Raw genomic sequence first — 15977 nt, 5'->3', positions numbered from 1 at the left:
GGTCAGCAACGCCAACCTGAGCCTGCGCCGCGGCGAGATCGTCGGGCTGGCCGGGGCATGACGTTGAGCCCTGAGGCCGAGGCGCCGGCCAACGAGGTGGTGCTTGAGGCGATCGGCCTGACCAAGCACTTCCCCGTCCGCCGGAAGCTGCGCGACCTTTTCAACCGCACGCACGACGCCGTCCACGCGGTTGATGACGTACATCTCACGCTGCGACGCGGCCGCGTGACCGCCCTGGTCGGCGAGTCCGGCTCCGGCAAGTCCACCGTGGCCCGCCTGCTCGCGCAGCTCTACCCCCGGACCGCCGGGGACATCCAGCTGCACGGCCAGAGCACGAAGGTGAAGGGCGGACGGCAGTTCCGCCAGTACGCCGCCCGGGTCCAGATGATCTTCCAGGACCCGTTCGCATCGCTGAACCCGGTGCACACCATCCGGTACCACCTCACCCGGTCGCTGAAGATCCACCACAACGCCGGCAACTCCGCCGAGGAGCTCGAGGCGGCGCTGAACAACCTGCTCACCCGGGTCAGCCTGACGCCGCCGGAGCGCTACCTGGACAAGTTCCCGCACGAGCTGTCGGGTGGTCAGCGCCAGCGCGTGGCCATCGCCCGGGCGCTGGGCGCGGACCCGGAGGCGCTGCTGGCCGACGAGCCGGTGTCCATGCTGGACGTCTCGATCCGGCTCGGCGTGCTCAACCTCCTGCGCGACCTCAAGGAACGGCTCAACCTGGCCATCCTCTACATCACCCACGACATCGCCTCGGCGCGCTACTTCGCCGACGACACGATGGTGATGTACGCCGGCCGGATGGTCGAGGGCGGCGACAGCGAGTCGGTGACCCAGTCGCCGGCGCACCCGTACACCCGGCTGTTGATCGACTCCGCGCCCGACCCGGACCGGATCGCCAACATGCTCGGTGACGCCGCGGACCGCGGCAACGGCGAGCCGCCCAGCCTGATCAAGCCGCCCAGCGGCTGCCGCTTCCACCCGCGCTGCCCGATGGCGATGCCGCGCTGCCTCACCGACCTGCCGGTCCGCCTGGAGATCGGCGACAAGCCCGGTCACTGGGCCGCCTGCTGGCTCTACGACGAGGCCACCGTCGCCGCCCAGCCGCCCGGCTCGGCCGCGACCGGCCACTCCCCCGAGGCCGTGGCGGTCGCGGCGGACGCGCACCCGGAGGAGGTCCGATGAAGTTCCTGATCCAGCGGATCCTGTTCTACCTCTTCACGGCCTGGGCCGCGATCACCATCAACTTCTTCATCCCCCGGCTCATCCCCGGCGACCCGGTCAAGTCGCTGCTGGCCCGCTTCCAGGGCCAGATGAGCACCGACGCGATCGACTCGCTGTACGTGCTGTTCGGCCTGGACAAGGACGCCAGCATCTGGAGCCAGTACGTCGACTACTGGAAGCAGCTGTTCCAGGGCGACCTGGGCCTGTCGTTCACCGCGTTCCCGTCGCCGGTGTCCGAGGTCATCAGCGACGCGCTGCCGTGGACCGTGGCGCTGGTCGGCATCACGACCATCATCAGCTTCTTCATCGGCACCAGCCTCGGCGTGCTGGCCGGCTGGCGGCGCGGCTCGTGGATCGACGGGCTGCTGCCGGCCACCACGTTCCTGTCCTCGGTGCCGTACTTCTGGCTGGGCCTGCTGGCCATCTACCTGCTCGCCGGGCCGGACAGCTTCTTCCCGTCCTCGGGTGGCTACGGCACCGACGTGGTGCCGTACCCGGACTGGCCGTTCATCTCCAGCGCCCTGCAGCACAGCCTGCTGCCGGCACTGACCATCCTCATCTCCTCGGTGAGCGGCTGGATCCTGAGCATGCGCAACATGATGGTCACCGTCGCGGCGGAGGACTACATCACGGTCGCGCACGCCAAGGGCCTGTCGGACCGGCGGGTGGCGCTGAGCTACGCGGCCCGCAACGCGTTGCTGCCCAACATCTCCGGCTTCGCGCTGTCGCTGGGCTTCATCGTCGGCGGCACCCTGCTGGTGGAGATCGTCTTCTCCTATCCGGGGCTGGGCTTCCTGCTGTTCCGGGCGGTCGGGGCCAAGGACTACCCGCTGATGCAGGGCATCTTCCTGGTCATCACCATCTCGGTGCTGGTGGCCAACCTGATCGCGGACATCGCCTACCTGATGCTCGACCCGCGTACCCGCAAGGAGGGCTGACAGGTGACCATCCCCACCTCCAGCATCGACCAGGTCATCCCCGGCCAGGGCGCGATGGCGCAGCCCGAGGCGGCCAAGCCGGGCAAGGCGGCCAAGCGCCGCAAGTTCCGGTTCATCTCCAACAAGAAGGCCATGACCGGGATCATCGTCCTGGGCATCTACCTGCTGTTCGCGATCATCGGGCCGTGGGTCGCGCCGTACGACCCGGACGCCCGCGGCAAGCAGTTCGTCGCGCCGCCGTCGGCCGACCACTGGTTCGGCACCACCCACCTGGGCCAGGACGTGTTCAGCCAGATCCTGGTCGGCACCCGGGCCGTCATGCTGGTCGGCCTGGCCGCCGGCGTCATCGCCACCATCCTGGCGGTGCTCATCGGTGTCACGGCCGGCTACCTCGGCGGCGGCTGGGACGACAGCCTGTCGGCGCTGTCCAACGTGTTCCTGGTGATCCCGGCCCTGCCGCTGATCATCATCGTCACCGCGGCGGTGCCCAGCGGCGGTGACACCCTGGTCGCCCTGATCATCGGTCTCACCTCGTGGGCCTGGGGCGCACGGATCCTGAGAGCCCAGACACTGTCGCTGCGCAGGCGCGACTACGTCGAGGCGTCCCGGGCCACCGGCGAGTCCACCTGGCGCATCATCATCTTCGAGATCCTGCCCAACCTGACCGCGATCATCGCATCCGGCTTCGTCGGCACGGTCATCTTCGCGGTCACCTCGGAGATCACCCTGGCCTTCATCGGCATCGGCTCGGCCACCTCGTGGAACTGGGGCACGATCCTGTTCTGGGCGCAGAGCCAGCAGGCCCTGGCCCAGGGCGCGTGGTGGTGGTTCGTCCCGGCCGGTCTGGCGATCGCGTTCCTGGGCACCGCCCTCTCGCTGATCAACTTCGGCATCGACGAGTTCGTCAGCCCGCGGCTGCGCAGCGCCGGCAAGACGAAGATCAAGACCACGTCGGGGCGCACCGTACGGATGCGGGTCGGCTTCACGCCGGTGCTGGACAACTCGGCCGCGCCGCACACCCACGCCAGCCCCATCCCGATCATCGGTGGCAAGCCGACGCCGGTCACCCGCAGCAAGGAGGCCACTCGATGAGCGAGCCGGTTCTCGAGATCAAGAACCTCAACGTGGACTACGGCCTGGGCGACCAGGCGGTGCACGCCGTCCGCGACGTCAACCTCACCCTGCACCGCGGCGAGGTGCTCGGGCTGGCCGGCGAGTCCGGCAGCGGCAAGTCCACCCTGGCGTACGGGCTGACCCGGCTGCTCGCCCCGCCCGGCGTGGTCAGCGGCGGCGAGGTCATCTACCACCCCGAGCAGGGCGAGCCGTACGACGTCCTGGGCCTGACCGACAAGCAGCTGCAGGCGTTCCGCTGGGCCGAGACGGCGATCGTGTTCCAGGGCGCGATGAACTCGCTCAACCCGGTGCACAAGATCTCCACCCAGCTGACCGACGTACTGGCCGCGCACGAGCCGCAGATGTCGGCGCACAGCCGCAACGCCCGCGCCCGGGAGATGCTCAAGCTGGTCGGCATCTCGGCGGACCGGATGGACGCCTACCCGCACCAGCTCTCCGGCGGCATGCGGCAGCGCGTGATGATCGGCATGGCGCTGATCCTGCAGCCGCAGGTGGTCATCATGGACGAGCCGACCACGGCGCTCGACGTGGTCATGCAACGGCAGATCCTGGGTCAGCTCATCGAACTGCGCGAGCGGCTCGGCTTCTCGGTCATCTTCATCACCCACGACCTGTCGCTGCTGGTGGAGTTCTCGAACCGGATCGCCATCATGTACGGCGGGCGGATCGTCGAGGAGGCGCAGGCGACCTCGCTGTACCGGGACTCGCTGCACCCGTACAGCAAGGGTCTGTTGTCGTCGTTCCCGGCGCTGCGCGGCCCGCGCCGCGAGCTGGCCGGGATCCCCGGCTCACCGCCCGACCTCAAGGGCATGCCGACCGGTTGCTCGTTCCACCCGCGCTGCCCGAAGGCGTTCGACCCGTGCGCGGACAACATCCCGGTGCTCGGCAACCCGGACACCCGCGACGGGGCCAACCGCACCGTCGCCTGCTGGCTGCACCCGGTCAAGCAGCCAGTCGGATAAAAACTGCACCGCCGACGGCCCCGGCCCCACCAGCCGGGGCCGTCACCATATCCATCCCCCTTCAGGAGAACCATGAACCCCACAGTCACGCCCGCTCCTGGGCTGCTCCTGCCCACCGCCGACCTGCCGCCGTCGTTCAAGTGGGGCGTCGCCACGTCCTCGTACCAGATCGAGGGCGCCGTCGCCGAGGACGGCCGAACACCGTCCATCTGGGACACGTTCTGCCGCGTGCCCGGCGCCGTGGTGGGCGGCGACAACGGCGACGTCGCGTGCGACCACTACCACCGGATGCCGCAGGACGTGGCGCTGATCAAGAGCCTGGGCGTGGACACGTACCGGTTCTCGGTGGCGTGGCCGCGGGTGCAGCCCGGCGGCCGGGGCCCGGCGAACGAGGCCGGCCTGGCGTTCTACGACCGGCTGACCGACCAGCTGCTGGCCGACGGCATCGACCCGTGGGTGACCCTCTACCACTGGGACCTGCCGCAGGAGCTCGAGGACGCGGGCGGCTGGCCCCACCGGGACACCGCGTACCGCTTCGCCGACTACGCGATGCTGGTCTTCGACAAGCTCAGCGACCGGGTGGACAACTGGACCACGCTGAACGAGCCGTGGTGCTCGGCCTGGCTGGGCTACTACGTGGGCGTGCACGCACCGGGCCGCAAGAACTTCGGCGACGCCATCTCGGCGGTGCACCACCTGCTGCTCGGCCACGGCCTCGCGACCCAGCGGATGCGGGCCGCGGCGACGCGCGAGATGAAGTTCGGCATCACTCTCAACATGGGTACGGCGGACCCGGCCACGGACACGGCAGCCGACCGGGACGCGGCCCGCCGCGCCGACGGCATGGGCCTGCGCATCTACCTGGACCCGCTGCGCAAGGGCGCCTACCCGGCCGACATGGTCGAGGACCTGGCGGCGCGCGGCACGGCGTTCCCGGTCCGGGACGGCGACCTGGAGGTCATCTCGACGCCGTTCGAGGTGCTCGGGGTGAACTTCTACTTCGGGCAGGACTTCAGCGGCACCGACGAGCAGGGCAACACCCACGACGCCGACGGGCACCCGGTGGTGCGGGCGGTCCTGCCGGGCGGTCCGCGTACGGCGATGAACTGGCCGATCACCGCGGACCGGTTCACCCAGCTGCTGGTCCGGCTGCACCGCGACTACCCCGGCCTGCCGATGGTGATCACGGAGAACGGCGCGGCCTTCGACGACAGCGCCGACGCCGACGGCAACGTGGCCGACGAGGACCGGACCGCGTACCTGGCCGAGCACATCGCGGCAGTGGCGGCGGCCCGGGAGCAGGGCGCGGACGTGCAGGGGTACTTCGCGTGGTCGCTGATGGACAACTTCGAATGGGCCGAGGGGTACGCGAAGCGGTTCGGCATCGTGCACGTGGATTACGACACCCAGGTGCGTACGCCGAAGCAGTCGGCCCTCTGGTACCGCGACACGATCAGCCGGGTCCGCGGCAGCTGAGACGGGTTCATGGCGCGGCCGCTCGGGACGGCCGCGCCATCGTCATTGCCGGACCATCCTCATTGCTGGGCCAGCCCGAACGCGGGGAACAACTCCGGGCCGAAGACCGCGATGTCCGAGACCCCGTCGTCCTCGACGGTGAGCACCGCGAGGGCGAACGGCTGGTAATGGTCGCTGCCGGGCATCCGCAGGAAGGTGGCAACGGCGGGCCCGCGGTTGGCGGCCACCGGCAGCAGCCGCAGGCTCGGGGCGTCCGCGCCGTGCAGGATCGGCGCCCAGGCGGCCAGGATGGCGTCGCGGCCGCGCACCAGGCCGGGCTCGTCGCTGTCGTTGCCGCCCGCGCCGGGCTGCTGACTCAGCCGGGCATCCTCGCGCAACACGGCGGCGATCGCCGCGGAGTCGGCGTTCTCGACAGCGGCGACGTAGCGCTGCACCACTGCCCGTTCCTGCTCGGTGCACCCGGCGGCGGACCAGTCACCGCGCCGCTGCGGCAGAATCTCCTTCATGGCCTGCCGGGCCCGCTGCGCCGCGCTGTTCACCGCGGCGACGGTCGTACCCAGTTGCTCGGCTGCCTCCTTCGCCGGCCAGCCGGCCACGTCACGCAGGATGAGCGCGGCCCGTTCCCGGGGCGACAGATGCTGGACGGCGGCGATGAAGGCCAGCTCGATGGTCTCCCGCCGCACCGCGACGGCGTCGGGCTCGCTGTCCCGCGGCGCCACGGCGTCGAGCGCCCGGTCCGGACAGGGCTGCAACCACGGGATCGCGGCCGGGGCGAGCCCGGGGGCAGCGGTCCGGCGCTGCTCCGGGCGGCGGGCGATGGCATCGAGGCAGGCATTGGTCGCGATGCCGTAGAGCCAGGCCCGGAAGGTGGCCCGGGCCGCGTACGTCTCGCGCCGGCGCCACGCGCGCAGAAAGGTCTCCTGCACCAGGTCCTCGGACTCGGTCCAGGCGCCCAGCATCCGGTAGCAGTGCACCAGCAGCTCCGGGCGGTAGCTCTACGGTCAGCTGGGCGAACGCGATGCGGTCGCCGGTTGCGGCGGCGGTGGCCACGGTGTCGTCCTCGGTTGTCACGCTCTTCGCCTCTCGTCCTGCCGGTCACCTTCATGGTGTGACGGTTCCGGCGGCGAGAACTCATCGTGGGCGTCGTTCCACTGCGCCTTCGGCCGCGCGGGCTCCGCTTCAGCTGCGGCCGCGGCTCAGGGAGCGGCGGTGGGCGGCGCGGGACGGCGGGGTCGTCGGGCCCGGGGTCGCCGGAAGGCCGCCGTCAGCGAGCAGCCGGGCGATCGGCAGGGTGGCCGCGCCCATCGCGACCGCGTCCGGTCCCAGCTGGCACAGGTCGATCCGGGTCCGCGAGTACGGATGCCGCAGGGCGTTTCGCGCAGCTGCGTCACGAATGTCGGGAAGAAAGCGCTCTCCGAGAGCCAAGCCAGCCGGTCCACCGAGCACGATGCGCTCCGGCGAGAACAGGTTGACCAGTCCCGCGATGCCCGCGCCCAGGTAACCCACGGTCTGCGTGATGACCGCCTGGGCCGGCTCGTCCAGCGCACCGTCGGCCGCGAGCATCCGGGTGAGCAGCTTCGGGTCGGGCTGCTGACCGGTCGCCGCGGCGAGGCGGGCGATCACCGTCTCCGACCCGATGTACGCCTCCAGACACCCCCGCGCCCCGCACCGGCAGACGTCGCCGTCGTACACCAGAGTGGTGTGGCCCCACTCCCCGGCGTTGCTGAACGCGCCGCGATAGCCGCGCCCGTCCATCACGACCGCCGCACCGACGCCGGTGCCGACCATGACTATCACCGCGTGCCGTGCGCCCCGGCCCGCGCCGAACCACATCTCGGCCTGGCCCAGGGTCTTCGCGCCGTTCTCGACGAACACCGGCACGTCGGTGCCGGCCCGCAACATCTCGCCCAGCGGTACGGCGTCCCAGCCCGTGGTCTGCGAGTGCACGACCGCCGAACCGGTCGAGTGGTCCACGACGCCCGGGACGCCCACGCCGAAGCCGAGCACCTCGGAACGCTCGACGCCGGCCTCGGCGATGACCGCCGCCAGCCCCTCCAGCAGCTTGGCCGCGGTCACCTGGGGGTCGGGGCCGTCGTCGCCGAGCGAGAACTGGGCCACGCCGAGGCGGGACATCGCCAGGTCGTACAGCTCCACCAGCAGGCGGGTCTCGCCCACGTCGGCGCCGGCGACGTAGCCGTACCCGGGAGCCACCCGCAGCAGCGCGCGGGGCCGCCCGCCGTCCGAACCGACCAGGCCGGCCTCTTCGACCAGGCCCTCGTCGATCATCTCGCCGATCAGGTTGCTCACGCTGGCCTGGCTCAGCGCGGTCGTGTCACCGAGCTCCTGGCGGCTCTGCCGGCCGCCGTGGAACAGGTCCGTGAGCAGGCTGGCCCGGTTCGCGCGGCGGACGTCCCGCACCGTCGTACGCCTGGTCTCCAACCCCTACCGCCTTCGCATTCAGCCCCGTCGACCTGCCATCTAACGCTATGCCACTGACATCATGTGGCACGGGCGACCCGGAAACCACCTCGTGACCTGGCCGGGGCTGGGATACGGTCGGCGCCGTGAACGAATATCAGGTCCTGAACCGCGCCAGCTGGGACGAGCGCGCGGCCGCCCACGCGGCGTCCAAGGACTACCGCGTCGCCGCCTTCGCCGACGACCCGGCGCACCTCAGCGGCGTGGTCCGCTTCGACCTGCCCCGGCTGGGCGACATCCGCGGCCTGCGCGGCGTGCACCTGCAATGCCACATCGGTACGGACACCGTGTCGCTCGCCCGCCTCGGCGCCACGATGACCGGCGTGGACTTCTCCCCGGCGTCGCTGGCCGAGGCCCGGCGCATCGCGGAGCAGGCCGGCACCCCGGTGGAGTACGTCGAGTCCGACGTCTACAGCGCGCCGGAGAAGCTGGAGCGCGGCAGCTTCGACCTGGTGTACACGGGCATCGGGGCGCTCTGCTGGCTGCCCGACATCCGCCGCTGGGCGCAGGTCGTGGCCGAGCTGCTGCGCCCGGGCGGCCGGCTGTTCATCCGCGAGGGCCACCCGGTGCTGTGGGCGCTGGCCGACCCCCGGCCGGACGGTCTGCTCACGCTGGAGCACCCGTACTTCGAGCAGCCGGAACCGACGGTCTGGACCGAGGGCGGCACGTACGTCGAGACGGACGCCGAGTTCGTGCACAACACCACCCACGAGTGGAACCACGGCCTCGGTGAGACCGCCACCGCGCTGATCGAGGCGGGGCTGGCGGTGACCGGGCTGACCGAGCACCTCTCCGTGCCGTGGGAGGCGATGCCCGGCCAGATGCGGCAGCTGGAGAACGGAGAATGGCAGCTCACCGACCGTCCCCAGCGGCTGCCGCACAGCTATACGTTGCAGGCGGTCCGGGCCTCCGTTTAAAGATCGACGCATTCGGGGTATCTCGCGGCCAGTCCCCACGACCTAGGAGCCCCCGATGCGCGCAGGATCAATCGGCGGAGTCATTCTCGTCATCTGGCTCGTCCTCGGCGCCGTCGCCGCGTTCGAGCGTGGTTACTTCAAGGACACCGGCGACGCCAGCTGTGCCGAGGCCGGCACGGTCGTCGTCACGGTGGTCGCCGGTCCGCTCAACTGGCTGGGTGTGAACCCGAAGATCACCTGCGACATCCCGGAGCCCTCGAAGTAGACCAGCCCAGCCCACCTCTGCCGGACGCCGCCGCCACCCCAACCGGGTGCCGGCGGCGTTCTGCCGTCCGGCGCCGAGGCGGTCAGCGCACCCACGGCGGGCTGATCGACGAGCCGTCGGCCAGCGTCGCCTCGAGCCCGACGGTGGTCGTCACCCAGGCGGTCGCCGGCGCGCCCGACGTGTTGTCCAGGGCGAAACTCGCCCCGGCCGGTACGAAGGCCACGTCGCCCGGGCGCACCGCCGTGCCGACCCCGTCGATGGTCGCGGTCAGCTCACCGGCCAGGACGAGCAGCACCTCCTCGCGGTTCACCCGGTGCGGCACCCCGACCGTGCCGGCCGCGACCTCGAGCCGCCAGGCGCACAGCTCACTGCTGCCCGACGAGGGCGCGACGAAGGAATTGAAGGTGGCGCCGTGCAACTGATGCGCGACGGCGTCCTGCTCACGAATGACGGACATGGTGGTGCCTCCCCAGGTAGTCAAGCTGCTTGACTAAATAGTCAAGCAGCTTGACCGATCTGTCAAACTCTTTCCGTGGACCGCGATCTCCTCGACCTGCCGGTGCTGCTGCTGAACGCGGCCGGCGCCCTGGTGGACGCCATCGACGCGGGCGTACGCGCCCGCGGCTTCGCCGACCTGCGCCCGGCGCACGGCTTCGCCTTCGCCCGCCTGTCCCACGACGGCGCGACGGTGGGCCAGCTCGCCGAGCACCTGAGCATGACCAAACAGGCGGCCAGCCAGCTGGTCGAAGAGCTCGTGACCAAGGGGTACGTGGAACGCCGCCCGCACCCGGCCGACGCCCGCGCCCGGCTGATCGTGCTGACCCCGAAAGGCTGGGCGTGCACCCGGGCCGCCGACGAGGCCGCCATCGAGGTCCTGCGCCCCTGGGCGGACGTCCTCGGCCCGCACCGCCTGGCCGCCCTGCGCGCCGACCTGTCCCGCATCGCCACCCCGGGCCGCCTGCGACCCATTTGGTGACCGCGCACCCGATTACTTTCGCGCGGCTGATCCGTACTCCTGGAAAGCCCACCGAACAGGAGACCCGCGATGCCGAACCTGCAGGCCGAAGTACAGGCGGAACGCACCGAACAGGCCGACCTGCTCGCCACGCTGACCCCGGAGCAGTGGAACGCCCCGACCCTGAGTGCCGGCTGGCGCGTACGCGAAGTCATCGCCCACACGACCGCACCGTTCCGCATGTCGCTCGGCCGTACCGTTTGGGAACTGGCCAAAGCCCGCGGCGACATCAACCGGATGGCGGACCGCCTGGCCCGCCGCGACGCCGCCCGGCTGTCGCCGGCGGAACTGCTCGCCGCGCTGCGCGACAACATCACCCACCCGTGGGCGCCGCCCGGCGACGGGCCGCGCGGAGCGCTGTCCCACGACGTCATCCACGGCCTGGACATCACGGTCGGCCTCGGCCTGGACCGCCGGCCACCGCCCGAGCGCGTCGCGCTCGTGCTGGCCGGCCTGCGACCGAAGAACGCCAAGTTCTTCGGCGCGGACCTGACCGGGGTACGCCTGGAAGCAACGGACCTGGACTGGGTGTACGGGACGGGTGAGCCGTTGCGCGGACTGGCTCAGGACCTCCTGCTCGTGGTCTGCGGCCGGCACCTGCCCCCGGGCCGGCTGAAGGGCGAGAGTGCCCCTCGCTTCAACGCACCCGCCCTCCGGTGAGGACCGACCTGAACCTTTCGCCGGCTTGCCGGAAGTAGCTACCGTGAAGCATCGGGTGACGCCTATCTCACGGGCGGTGAGCGATGCGGCAGGAACTCCGGACACGAGCATCGAAGATTGCCGGTGGAGCCTTCACCGGGGTTGCCGGGCTGGCGATCGTGGCCTTCTGGGCGCTCGTGGCCGTCTTCATCTGGCAGGCCCTGAAACCGTTCTGGTTGATCGTGGTGGACCTGTGGGAGCTCATCCCGCCCGGCGCCCGGGGGGAGGTCGGGCTGGGGCTCGCCATCGCGGGCGGGATCCTGCTGATCCTCTTCGTCATCGCGGTCATCGTCAGCGACACGCCCGCCGGGTCCAGCGGCGGTGGCACCACCAGCAGCCGAAGCGCCTCCGTCGGTGTCGACTTCGACGGGGCGGACATCGACGTCTCCGGCATGTAACAGATATTGCTGAACTTCGATTTTTACCGCCGTGAACCTGGCGTGTCCGGACAGGACCGTTCTACCGTCGCCGCATGGTGTCGCGTCGATCTGTCCTGCGGGCTCTGCCGCTCGCCACGGCCGCTCTGGTCGCACCGAAACTCCCCGGCCGTCGGGATCCGGCGCGCGTACCGCCGGATCCTGCTGCCGCGGAGGGCGCCGCGATCGCCGTACGGGGCTTCACCGCCGACCTCTACCGTTCGCTGAGCTCGGCCGCGGGCGACGGCAACGTGGTGTGCTCGCCGTACTCGGTGGCATTCGCCCTGGCCATGACCAGAGCGGGCGCCGGCTCCACCACCGCTGAGGAGATGGACGCCGTGCTGCACGCGCCGCAGCCACGTCCCGGCGCGCTGGACAGCGGTCTCAACGCCGCCGATCAGCTGCTGACGGGGCGGTACCAGGGCGGGGACGGCATCAAACAGCCCAAGCTGGCCACGGCGAACGCCCTGTGGACGCGGCTCGGTCTCGACCTGGAACCGGCTTTCCGGGACACGCTGGCCGGCTACTACGGCGCCGCGGCCCATCCGGTTGACTTCCGTGGCGCGACGGACGTGTCGCGTCAGGAGATCAACACCTGGGTGTCGGAGCGGACCAACACGAAGATCCCGGAGCTGTTGCCGTCCGGTTCGGTGAGCCCCGACACCACCCTGATCCTGACGAACACGACCTACCTGCGGGCGGCCTGGACGTACCCGTTCAGCGTCCCGGCGACCGTGGCGGCGCCGTTCACCCGCGATGACGGCCGGGTCGTCGAGGTGCCGATGATGCGCGGGCCGTTCGACACGATGGGATACCTCGAAGGGGACGGCTGGCGGGCGGTCGACGTGCCGTACGCCGGTGGCGGGCTGGCCATGGCCATCGTGCTGCCGACCCGGGACGATCTCGCCGCGGTCGAAGCGCGCCTGAGCGAGGAGTGGCTCGGGGCGCTGCTACACGGATTCCGGTTCGAGACGGTCCAGCTGCGGCTGCCGAAGTGGACGTTCCGCCTGCCGGCGCAGCTCGGCGGCGTCCTGACCGAGCTGGGCATGCCGACCGCGTTCTCGTCGCGGGCGGACTTCACCGGCATCAGCACCGAGCCGTCCCTGCGGATCGACGACGTGGCCCACGAGACCTTCATCGCCGTGGACGAGAAGGGCACCGAGGCGGCAGCGGCGTCGGCGGTCATCGTCCGGCCGCCGTCGATTCCCCAGGGGCCGAGCTTCTTCGTCGACCGCCCGTTCCTCTACGTCATCCACGACCGGTCCAGCGGCGTGCCGCTGTTCATCGGCCGGGTCCACGACCCGCTGGTCACCGCGCCGGCCTGAGCTCAGCCCCCGGCGTTCCGGCGGCCGGTCTTCGTGACTTGCCGTACGGCGATCAGCCGGCTGGGCACCGTCAACGCCGCGTACAGCCCGGCCATTCGCAGGGCCAGGGCCCGGTGCGGGTGCGGATGGCCGCGCCGGGTGAGCCGCGCCAGCCAGCGCCGCTCCAACCGCCGGCCCGCCACGGTGACGCCGACCGAGGCGGCCACGGCGGTGGTCAGCACGCCGACGCCGACGGCACTCGCCAGGACAGCTCGCCGACGCAGCGACGGGTCATCCCCGGACGGATCCTCGGCCGGCAACTGGATGCCGACATCCACGTAGGGAAGTCCGGAGCCGGCCCCGGGGACGGCGGGCTCGTCGGCGCCCGCGGCGGCGGAACGGGCAGCACGAATCCCCGGAACCGCCACGGCACCGATGACTGCCGCCACCGCCCCACGAGCGAGACGGCGACGGGCCGGGGGCAGCTCGGCGGCGGCAACCCAGGCGCCGACAGATGCGACGTCGAGTCCCGCGTCGGCCAGCGTGCTCAGGTACGGGCGCCAGGCGGCGCCGGTCGGGATCTTGGTCATCCCTCGACGGTAGAAGCCGCGGTCCACCGCCGGAGGCTGTCCGTTCACCGCCTGAGCGCGGACGGACCGGCGGCGGCGCGTATGGTCGGGCGGTGAATCCGGCTGACCTGCAGGGCCTTCGCGCGGGTGACCTCGAGACCCGCGAAGCACATGTGCACCGTCTGCTCGACCGGGCCAGGACGCAGGGTGACGAATCAGCCATCGCGGCGCTGCACGCGCTCGTCCGCGACTACCGGGATTTCCACCGGTCGTTGTATTCGCGGGCGATGAACCAGGCGGCCGTCTTCGCGGACAGCGCCCTGGCGGAGCCGTTGCTGGCCGCGCTCGCCGACACCCGGTACAACTGCCAGGCGTGGGCCGCGATGGGCTGCGCGGCCATGGACGTCCGGGCCGCCGTACCGCAGCTGGTCACGCTCCTCGACCACTCGCAGTGGATCGTCCGGGGCGAAACGGTGACCGCGCTCGGCCGGCTGGGCGACGCCTCGGTCGTACCGTCGCTGCAGCCGCTGCTCGGCGATGAGGCCGACTGGCTCCGCCAGCGAACCGCCGACGCCCTGGCCCGCATCGGCGGCGACGCGGCGCTGGAGGCCCTCTGGCAGGAGTTCGAGCACCGCCGCTTCCCCCGGATCGGCTACGTGGCCAGCACGCTGGCGTTGTTCGCGCCCGAGGTGGTGCCCCGGCTGCTGGCCGCGACCGAAAGCCCGGACCCGAATCAACGCTACTGGGCTGCCGTCGCGCTGGGCTCGACAGGCGACGACCGGGCGGTCCCAACCCTGGAACGGCTGATGGCCACCGACCGCGGCACAACCGTCTTCGACGGCGAAGTACGCGCTGCCGCCAAGAAGGCCCTGCGCACCCTACGTCGCATCCAGACAGCCATCGCAGAACGAGAAAGCGCTGAAGCTTGAGGCAGCAACCGACGCTGTTCCTCACCGTGGGACTCCCCTGCGCGGGGAAAACGACTGCCGCCCGGCGCATCGAAAGCGAACAGGAAGCCCTGCGACTCACCAAGGACGAGTGGATCAAGGCCCTGTACGGGGCCGAGAATCCACCGGCGGCCGGCGACGTGATCGAGGGCCGGCTGATCCAGATCGGCCTGCGCGCCCTGGAACTGGGCAACAACGTCGTGATCGACTACGGCCTGTGGAGCCGGGACGAGCGCTCCGCGCTGCGCCAGGCAGCGGCGGACCGGGGCGCCACCGTACAGATGTTGTACCTCGAAGTCTCCCCCGCCGAGCAGCGGCGACGAGCTGATCAGCGCCAGGCCGAAGAGCCCGACACGACCTGGCCCATGTCCGACGACGAGCTCACCGAGTGGGCCGCCAAAATCGAGATCCCCAGCCAGGGCGAAGTCGACGGCACCGAACCCATCGGCAACCCCCCACCCGGCTTCCCGACCTGGGACGCCTGGCGCGCCCACCGCTGGCCCCCAGCAGTCTGATGCCCCACCCTGAGACCTCTGGGCTGCCGTCGCCGTCTTCTTCTGGCCGGCACTGAAACCCTCTCGGCTGCTCGTGCTGGACCTGTGGGCGGCGGTTCGGCGCGATCAGGTCAGCTCGCGGTAAGCCCGCAGCACCGCCTCGGTGCGCTCGGCGAGCTCAGAGCCGGCATCCGCCGAGATATCCGGCCCCGCCGAGGTCAGCCGGGCCAGCGCCTCGTCGGCCTCCCGGGCCAGCGCATCGATCTCCTGATCGCGGATCAGTTCCTCACCGGCCACCACAACTGCCCGCAACGCCGCCAGCCGCTGGACCACCTCGTCATCCAGCTCCGCCAACGTCGAGATCGCCTTCGCCATCCGCGGCGCCAGCTCGAACGCACCGTCATGCCTGGCCAGCTCGGCATGCAGTTCCCGGATCTCCTGCCGCCGCTCCAGCGCTCCGGCAAGATCGAACAACGCCTGCGCGAGCTGCCGCTCCGCCATGGGCACGTCGATGAGCGCCCCGAGCGCGGGCCACGTCTGCGACGTGCGCTGACACAAATCGATGGCGTCCGAGAACACTTTCCGCTCGCGGTCGTCAACGAGCACGTGATGCTGCGCGCGCTCACTCTCGAAACTGGGCGCCGAAATCACGCCGGGCCGGCGCCGCAAGCGGTAAAGAACCGCCCCACCACCGGCAGCGATCCCGGCCAGGACGAGAAGACCGCCGACAAGGGCACCACCCAGCAGCATCAATCCGCCGACGATGCCGAAAATGAGCGCGAACCCGTAGAGGAGGCCCTCGAAAGGCCCTCGATCGGCGGGTTCATCCGCAGGGGTGATCTCGACGACGCCGCCCCAGCTGAACGAAAGCCCTCGTCCCCCGGCCACCTCGAGAGCAAGCCTGGACACGATGACCAACTCATCGTCATGGGCCACATACAGGGACGGCATCGCCCTCGCTCCGCTCTCCAGTCAGCGGCCCACATCATCCCATGCCGAAAAACACCGGCCGAAGGCTGTCGTGGTCACACCGCTCACGGCTGGGCCATCCGCGGCCGTGATCGCAGCAGGCGCAGCACTTCTCACGGTACGCGGGCGGCGGGCAGCGGCCGGCGGCGGGCGGCCGGCGGCGG

The 15977-nt window shown here is 71.0% G+C and carries 17 protein-coding genes and 1 pseudogene; 13 read left to right on the top strand and 5 right to left on the bottom strand.

The genetic code is table 11. The annotated features are described in order from the left end of the window. Positions 1-57: 57 nt before the first annotated feature. The 5 genes from AB0C29_RS09550 (at position 58) to AB0C29_RS09530 (ending at position 5740) form a co-directional block, all read left to right on the top strand. Entirely contained in the window at positions 58-1191 is a 1134-nt protein-coding gene (locus tag AB0C29_RS09550; protein WP_360817647.1) for an ABC transporter ATP-binding protein, read from the top strand. Beyond that, entirely contained in the window at positions 1188-2168 is a 981-nt protein-coding gene (locus AB0C29_RS09545) for an ABC transporter permease (protein WP_360817643.1), read from the top strand. Before AB0C29_RS09550 ends, AB0C29_RS09545 begins: the two co-directional genes overlap by 4 nt. 3 nt (positions 2169-2171) lie before the next feature. Further along, complete coding sequence (locus AB0C29_RS09540; protein WP_360817640.1) at positions 2172-3260, top strand: ABC transporter permease; 1089 nt, start codon at positions 2172-2174, stop codon at positions 3258-3260. After that, a complete protein-coding gene (locus AB0C29_RS09535) occupies positions 3257-4264 on the top strand; it encodes an ABC transporter ATP-binding protein (protein WP_360817637.1) in 1008 nt (335 codons plus the stop codon). Before AB0C29_RS09540 ends, AB0C29_RS09535 begins: the two co-directional genes overlap by 4 nt. 72 nt (positions 4265-4336) lie before the next feature. Next, positions 4337-5740, top strand: coding sequence for a GH1 family beta-glucosidase (locus AB0C29_RS09530; RefSeq protein ID WP_360817634.1), 1404 nt, complete (start codon positions 4337-4339; stop codon positions 5738-5740). 59 nt (positions 5741-5799) lie between these two features. On the opposite strand, the pseudogene AB0C29_RS09525 reads toward AB0C29_RS09530, so the two are convergent. Then, positions 5800-6723: pseudogene (locus tag AB0C29_RS09525) on the bottom strand (RNA polymerase subunit sigma-70); the annotation flags it as partial. A 196-nt stretch (positions 6724-6919) separates the two neighbouring features. Continuing rightward, positions 6920-8179 carry an ROK family transcriptional regulator gene (locus tag AB0C29_RS09520; protein WP_360817631.1) on the bottom strand — a complete coding sequence of 420 codons (1260 nt, stop codon included), beginning with the start codon at positions 8177-8179 and terminating at the stop codon, positions 6920-6922. A gap of 125 nt (positions 8180-8304) precedes the next feature. Here AB0C29_RS09520 and AB0C29_RS09515 point away from each other — a divergent pair, with 125 nt between their 5' ends. Next, a complete protein-coding gene (locus AB0C29_RS09515; RefSeq protein ID WP_360817628.1) occupies positions 8305-9135 on the top strand; it encodes a class I SAM-dependent methyltransferase in 831 nt (276 codons plus the stop codon). Between the two features lie 55 nt (positions 9136-9190). After that, on the top strand, positions 9191-9400 hold the full coding sequence (locus AB0C29_RS09510; RefSeq protein WP_360553193.1) for a hypothetical protein: 210 nt from the start codon (positions 9191-9193) through the stop codon (positions 9398-9400). A gap of 82 nt (positions 9401-9482) precedes the next feature. Here the strand turns inward: AB0C29_RS09510 and AB0C29_RS09505 are convergent, their stop codons facing one another. Then, on the bottom strand, positions 9483-9857 hold the full coding sequence (locus AB0C29_RS09505; RefSeq protein WP_360817625.1) for a cupin domain-containing protein: 375 nt from the start codon (positions 9855-9857) through the stop codon (positions 9483-9485). Positions 9858-9932: 75 nt separating this feature from the next. On the opposite strand from AB0C29_RS09505, the gene AB0C29_RS09500 reads away from it, so the two are divergent. The 4 genes from AB0C29_RS09500 to AB0C29_RS09485 all read left to right on the top strand — a co-directional run bounded on the left by AB0C29_RS09500 (position 9933) and on the right by AB0C29_RS09485 (position 12855). Continuing rightward, on the top strand, positions 9933-10376 hold the full coding sequence (locus AB0C29_RS09500; protein WP_360817622.1) for a MarR family winged helix-turn-helix transcriptional regulator: 444 nt from the start codon (positions 9933-9935) through the stop codon (positions 10374-10376). Between the two features lie 69 nt (positions 10377-10445). Next, positions 10446-11075, top strand: coding sequence for a maleylpyruvate isomerase family mycothiol-dependent enzyme (locus AB0C29_RS09495; RefSeq protein ID WP_360817619.1), 630 nt, complete (start codon positions 10446-10448; stop codon positions 11073-11075). A gap of 83 nt (positions 11076-11158) precedes the next feature. Further along, positions 11159-11512: a hypothetical protein gene (locus AB0C29_RS09490; protein ID WP_360817616.1), complete on the top strand. Its 354-nt coding sequence runs from the start codon at positions 11159-11161 to the stop codon at positions 11510-11512. A 74-nt stretch (positions 11513-11586) separates the two neighbouring features. Further along, positions 11587-12855 (top strand): serpin family protein, encoded by a 1269-nt coding sequence (locus AB0C29_RS09485; protein ID WP_360817614.1) that lies wholly within the window; start codon positions 11587-11589, stop codon positions 12853-12855. Between the two features lie 2 nt (positions 12856-12857). Here AB0C29_RS09485 and AB0C29_RS09480 read toward each other — a convergent pair whose 3' ends face one another. Then, positions 12858-13424 (bottom strand): hypothetical protein, encoded by a 567-nt coding sequence (locus tag AB0C29_RS09480; protein ID WP_360817611.1) that lies wholly within the window; start codon positions 13422-13424, stop codon positions 12858-12860. A 92-nt stretch (positions 13425-13516) separates the two neighbouring features. On the opposite strand from AB0C29_RS09480, the gene AB0C29_RS09475 reads away from it, so the two are divergent. Beyond that, the gene (locus tag AB0C29_RS09475) at positions 13517-14332 is read left to right on the top strand and encodes a HEAT repeat domain-containing protein (protein WP_360817608.1); all 816 of its coding nucleotides are present in this window, start codon (positions 13517-13519) and stop codon (positions 14330-14332) included. Then, complete coding sequence (locus AB0C29_RS09470; protein WP_360817605.1) at positions 14329-14865, top strand: ATP-binding protein; 537 nt, start codon at positions 14329-14331, stop codon at positions 14863-14865. Before AB0C29_RS09475 ends, AB0C29_RS09470 begins: the two co-directional genes overlap by 4 nt. A 105-nt stretch (positions 14866-14970) precedes the next feature. On the opposite strand, the gene AB0C29_RS09465 is transcribed toward AB0C29_RS09470, so the two are convergent. Next, positions 14971-15795: a hypothetical protein gene (locus AB0C29_RS09465; protein WP_360817602.1), complete on the bottom strand. Its 825-nt coding sequence runs from the start codon at positions 15793-15795 to the stop codon at positions 14971-14973. Positions 15796-15977: the final 182 nt, after the last annotated feature.

This window comes from Actinoplanes sp. NPDC048791 (assembly GCF_040650095.1).
Lineage (GTDB): Bacteria > Actinomycetota > Actinomycetes > Mycobacteriales > Micromonosporaceae > Actinoplanes.
The sequence above is the reverse complement of the archived record's forward strand: the minus strand, read 5'-3'. Positions and strand labels throughout refer to the sequence as shown.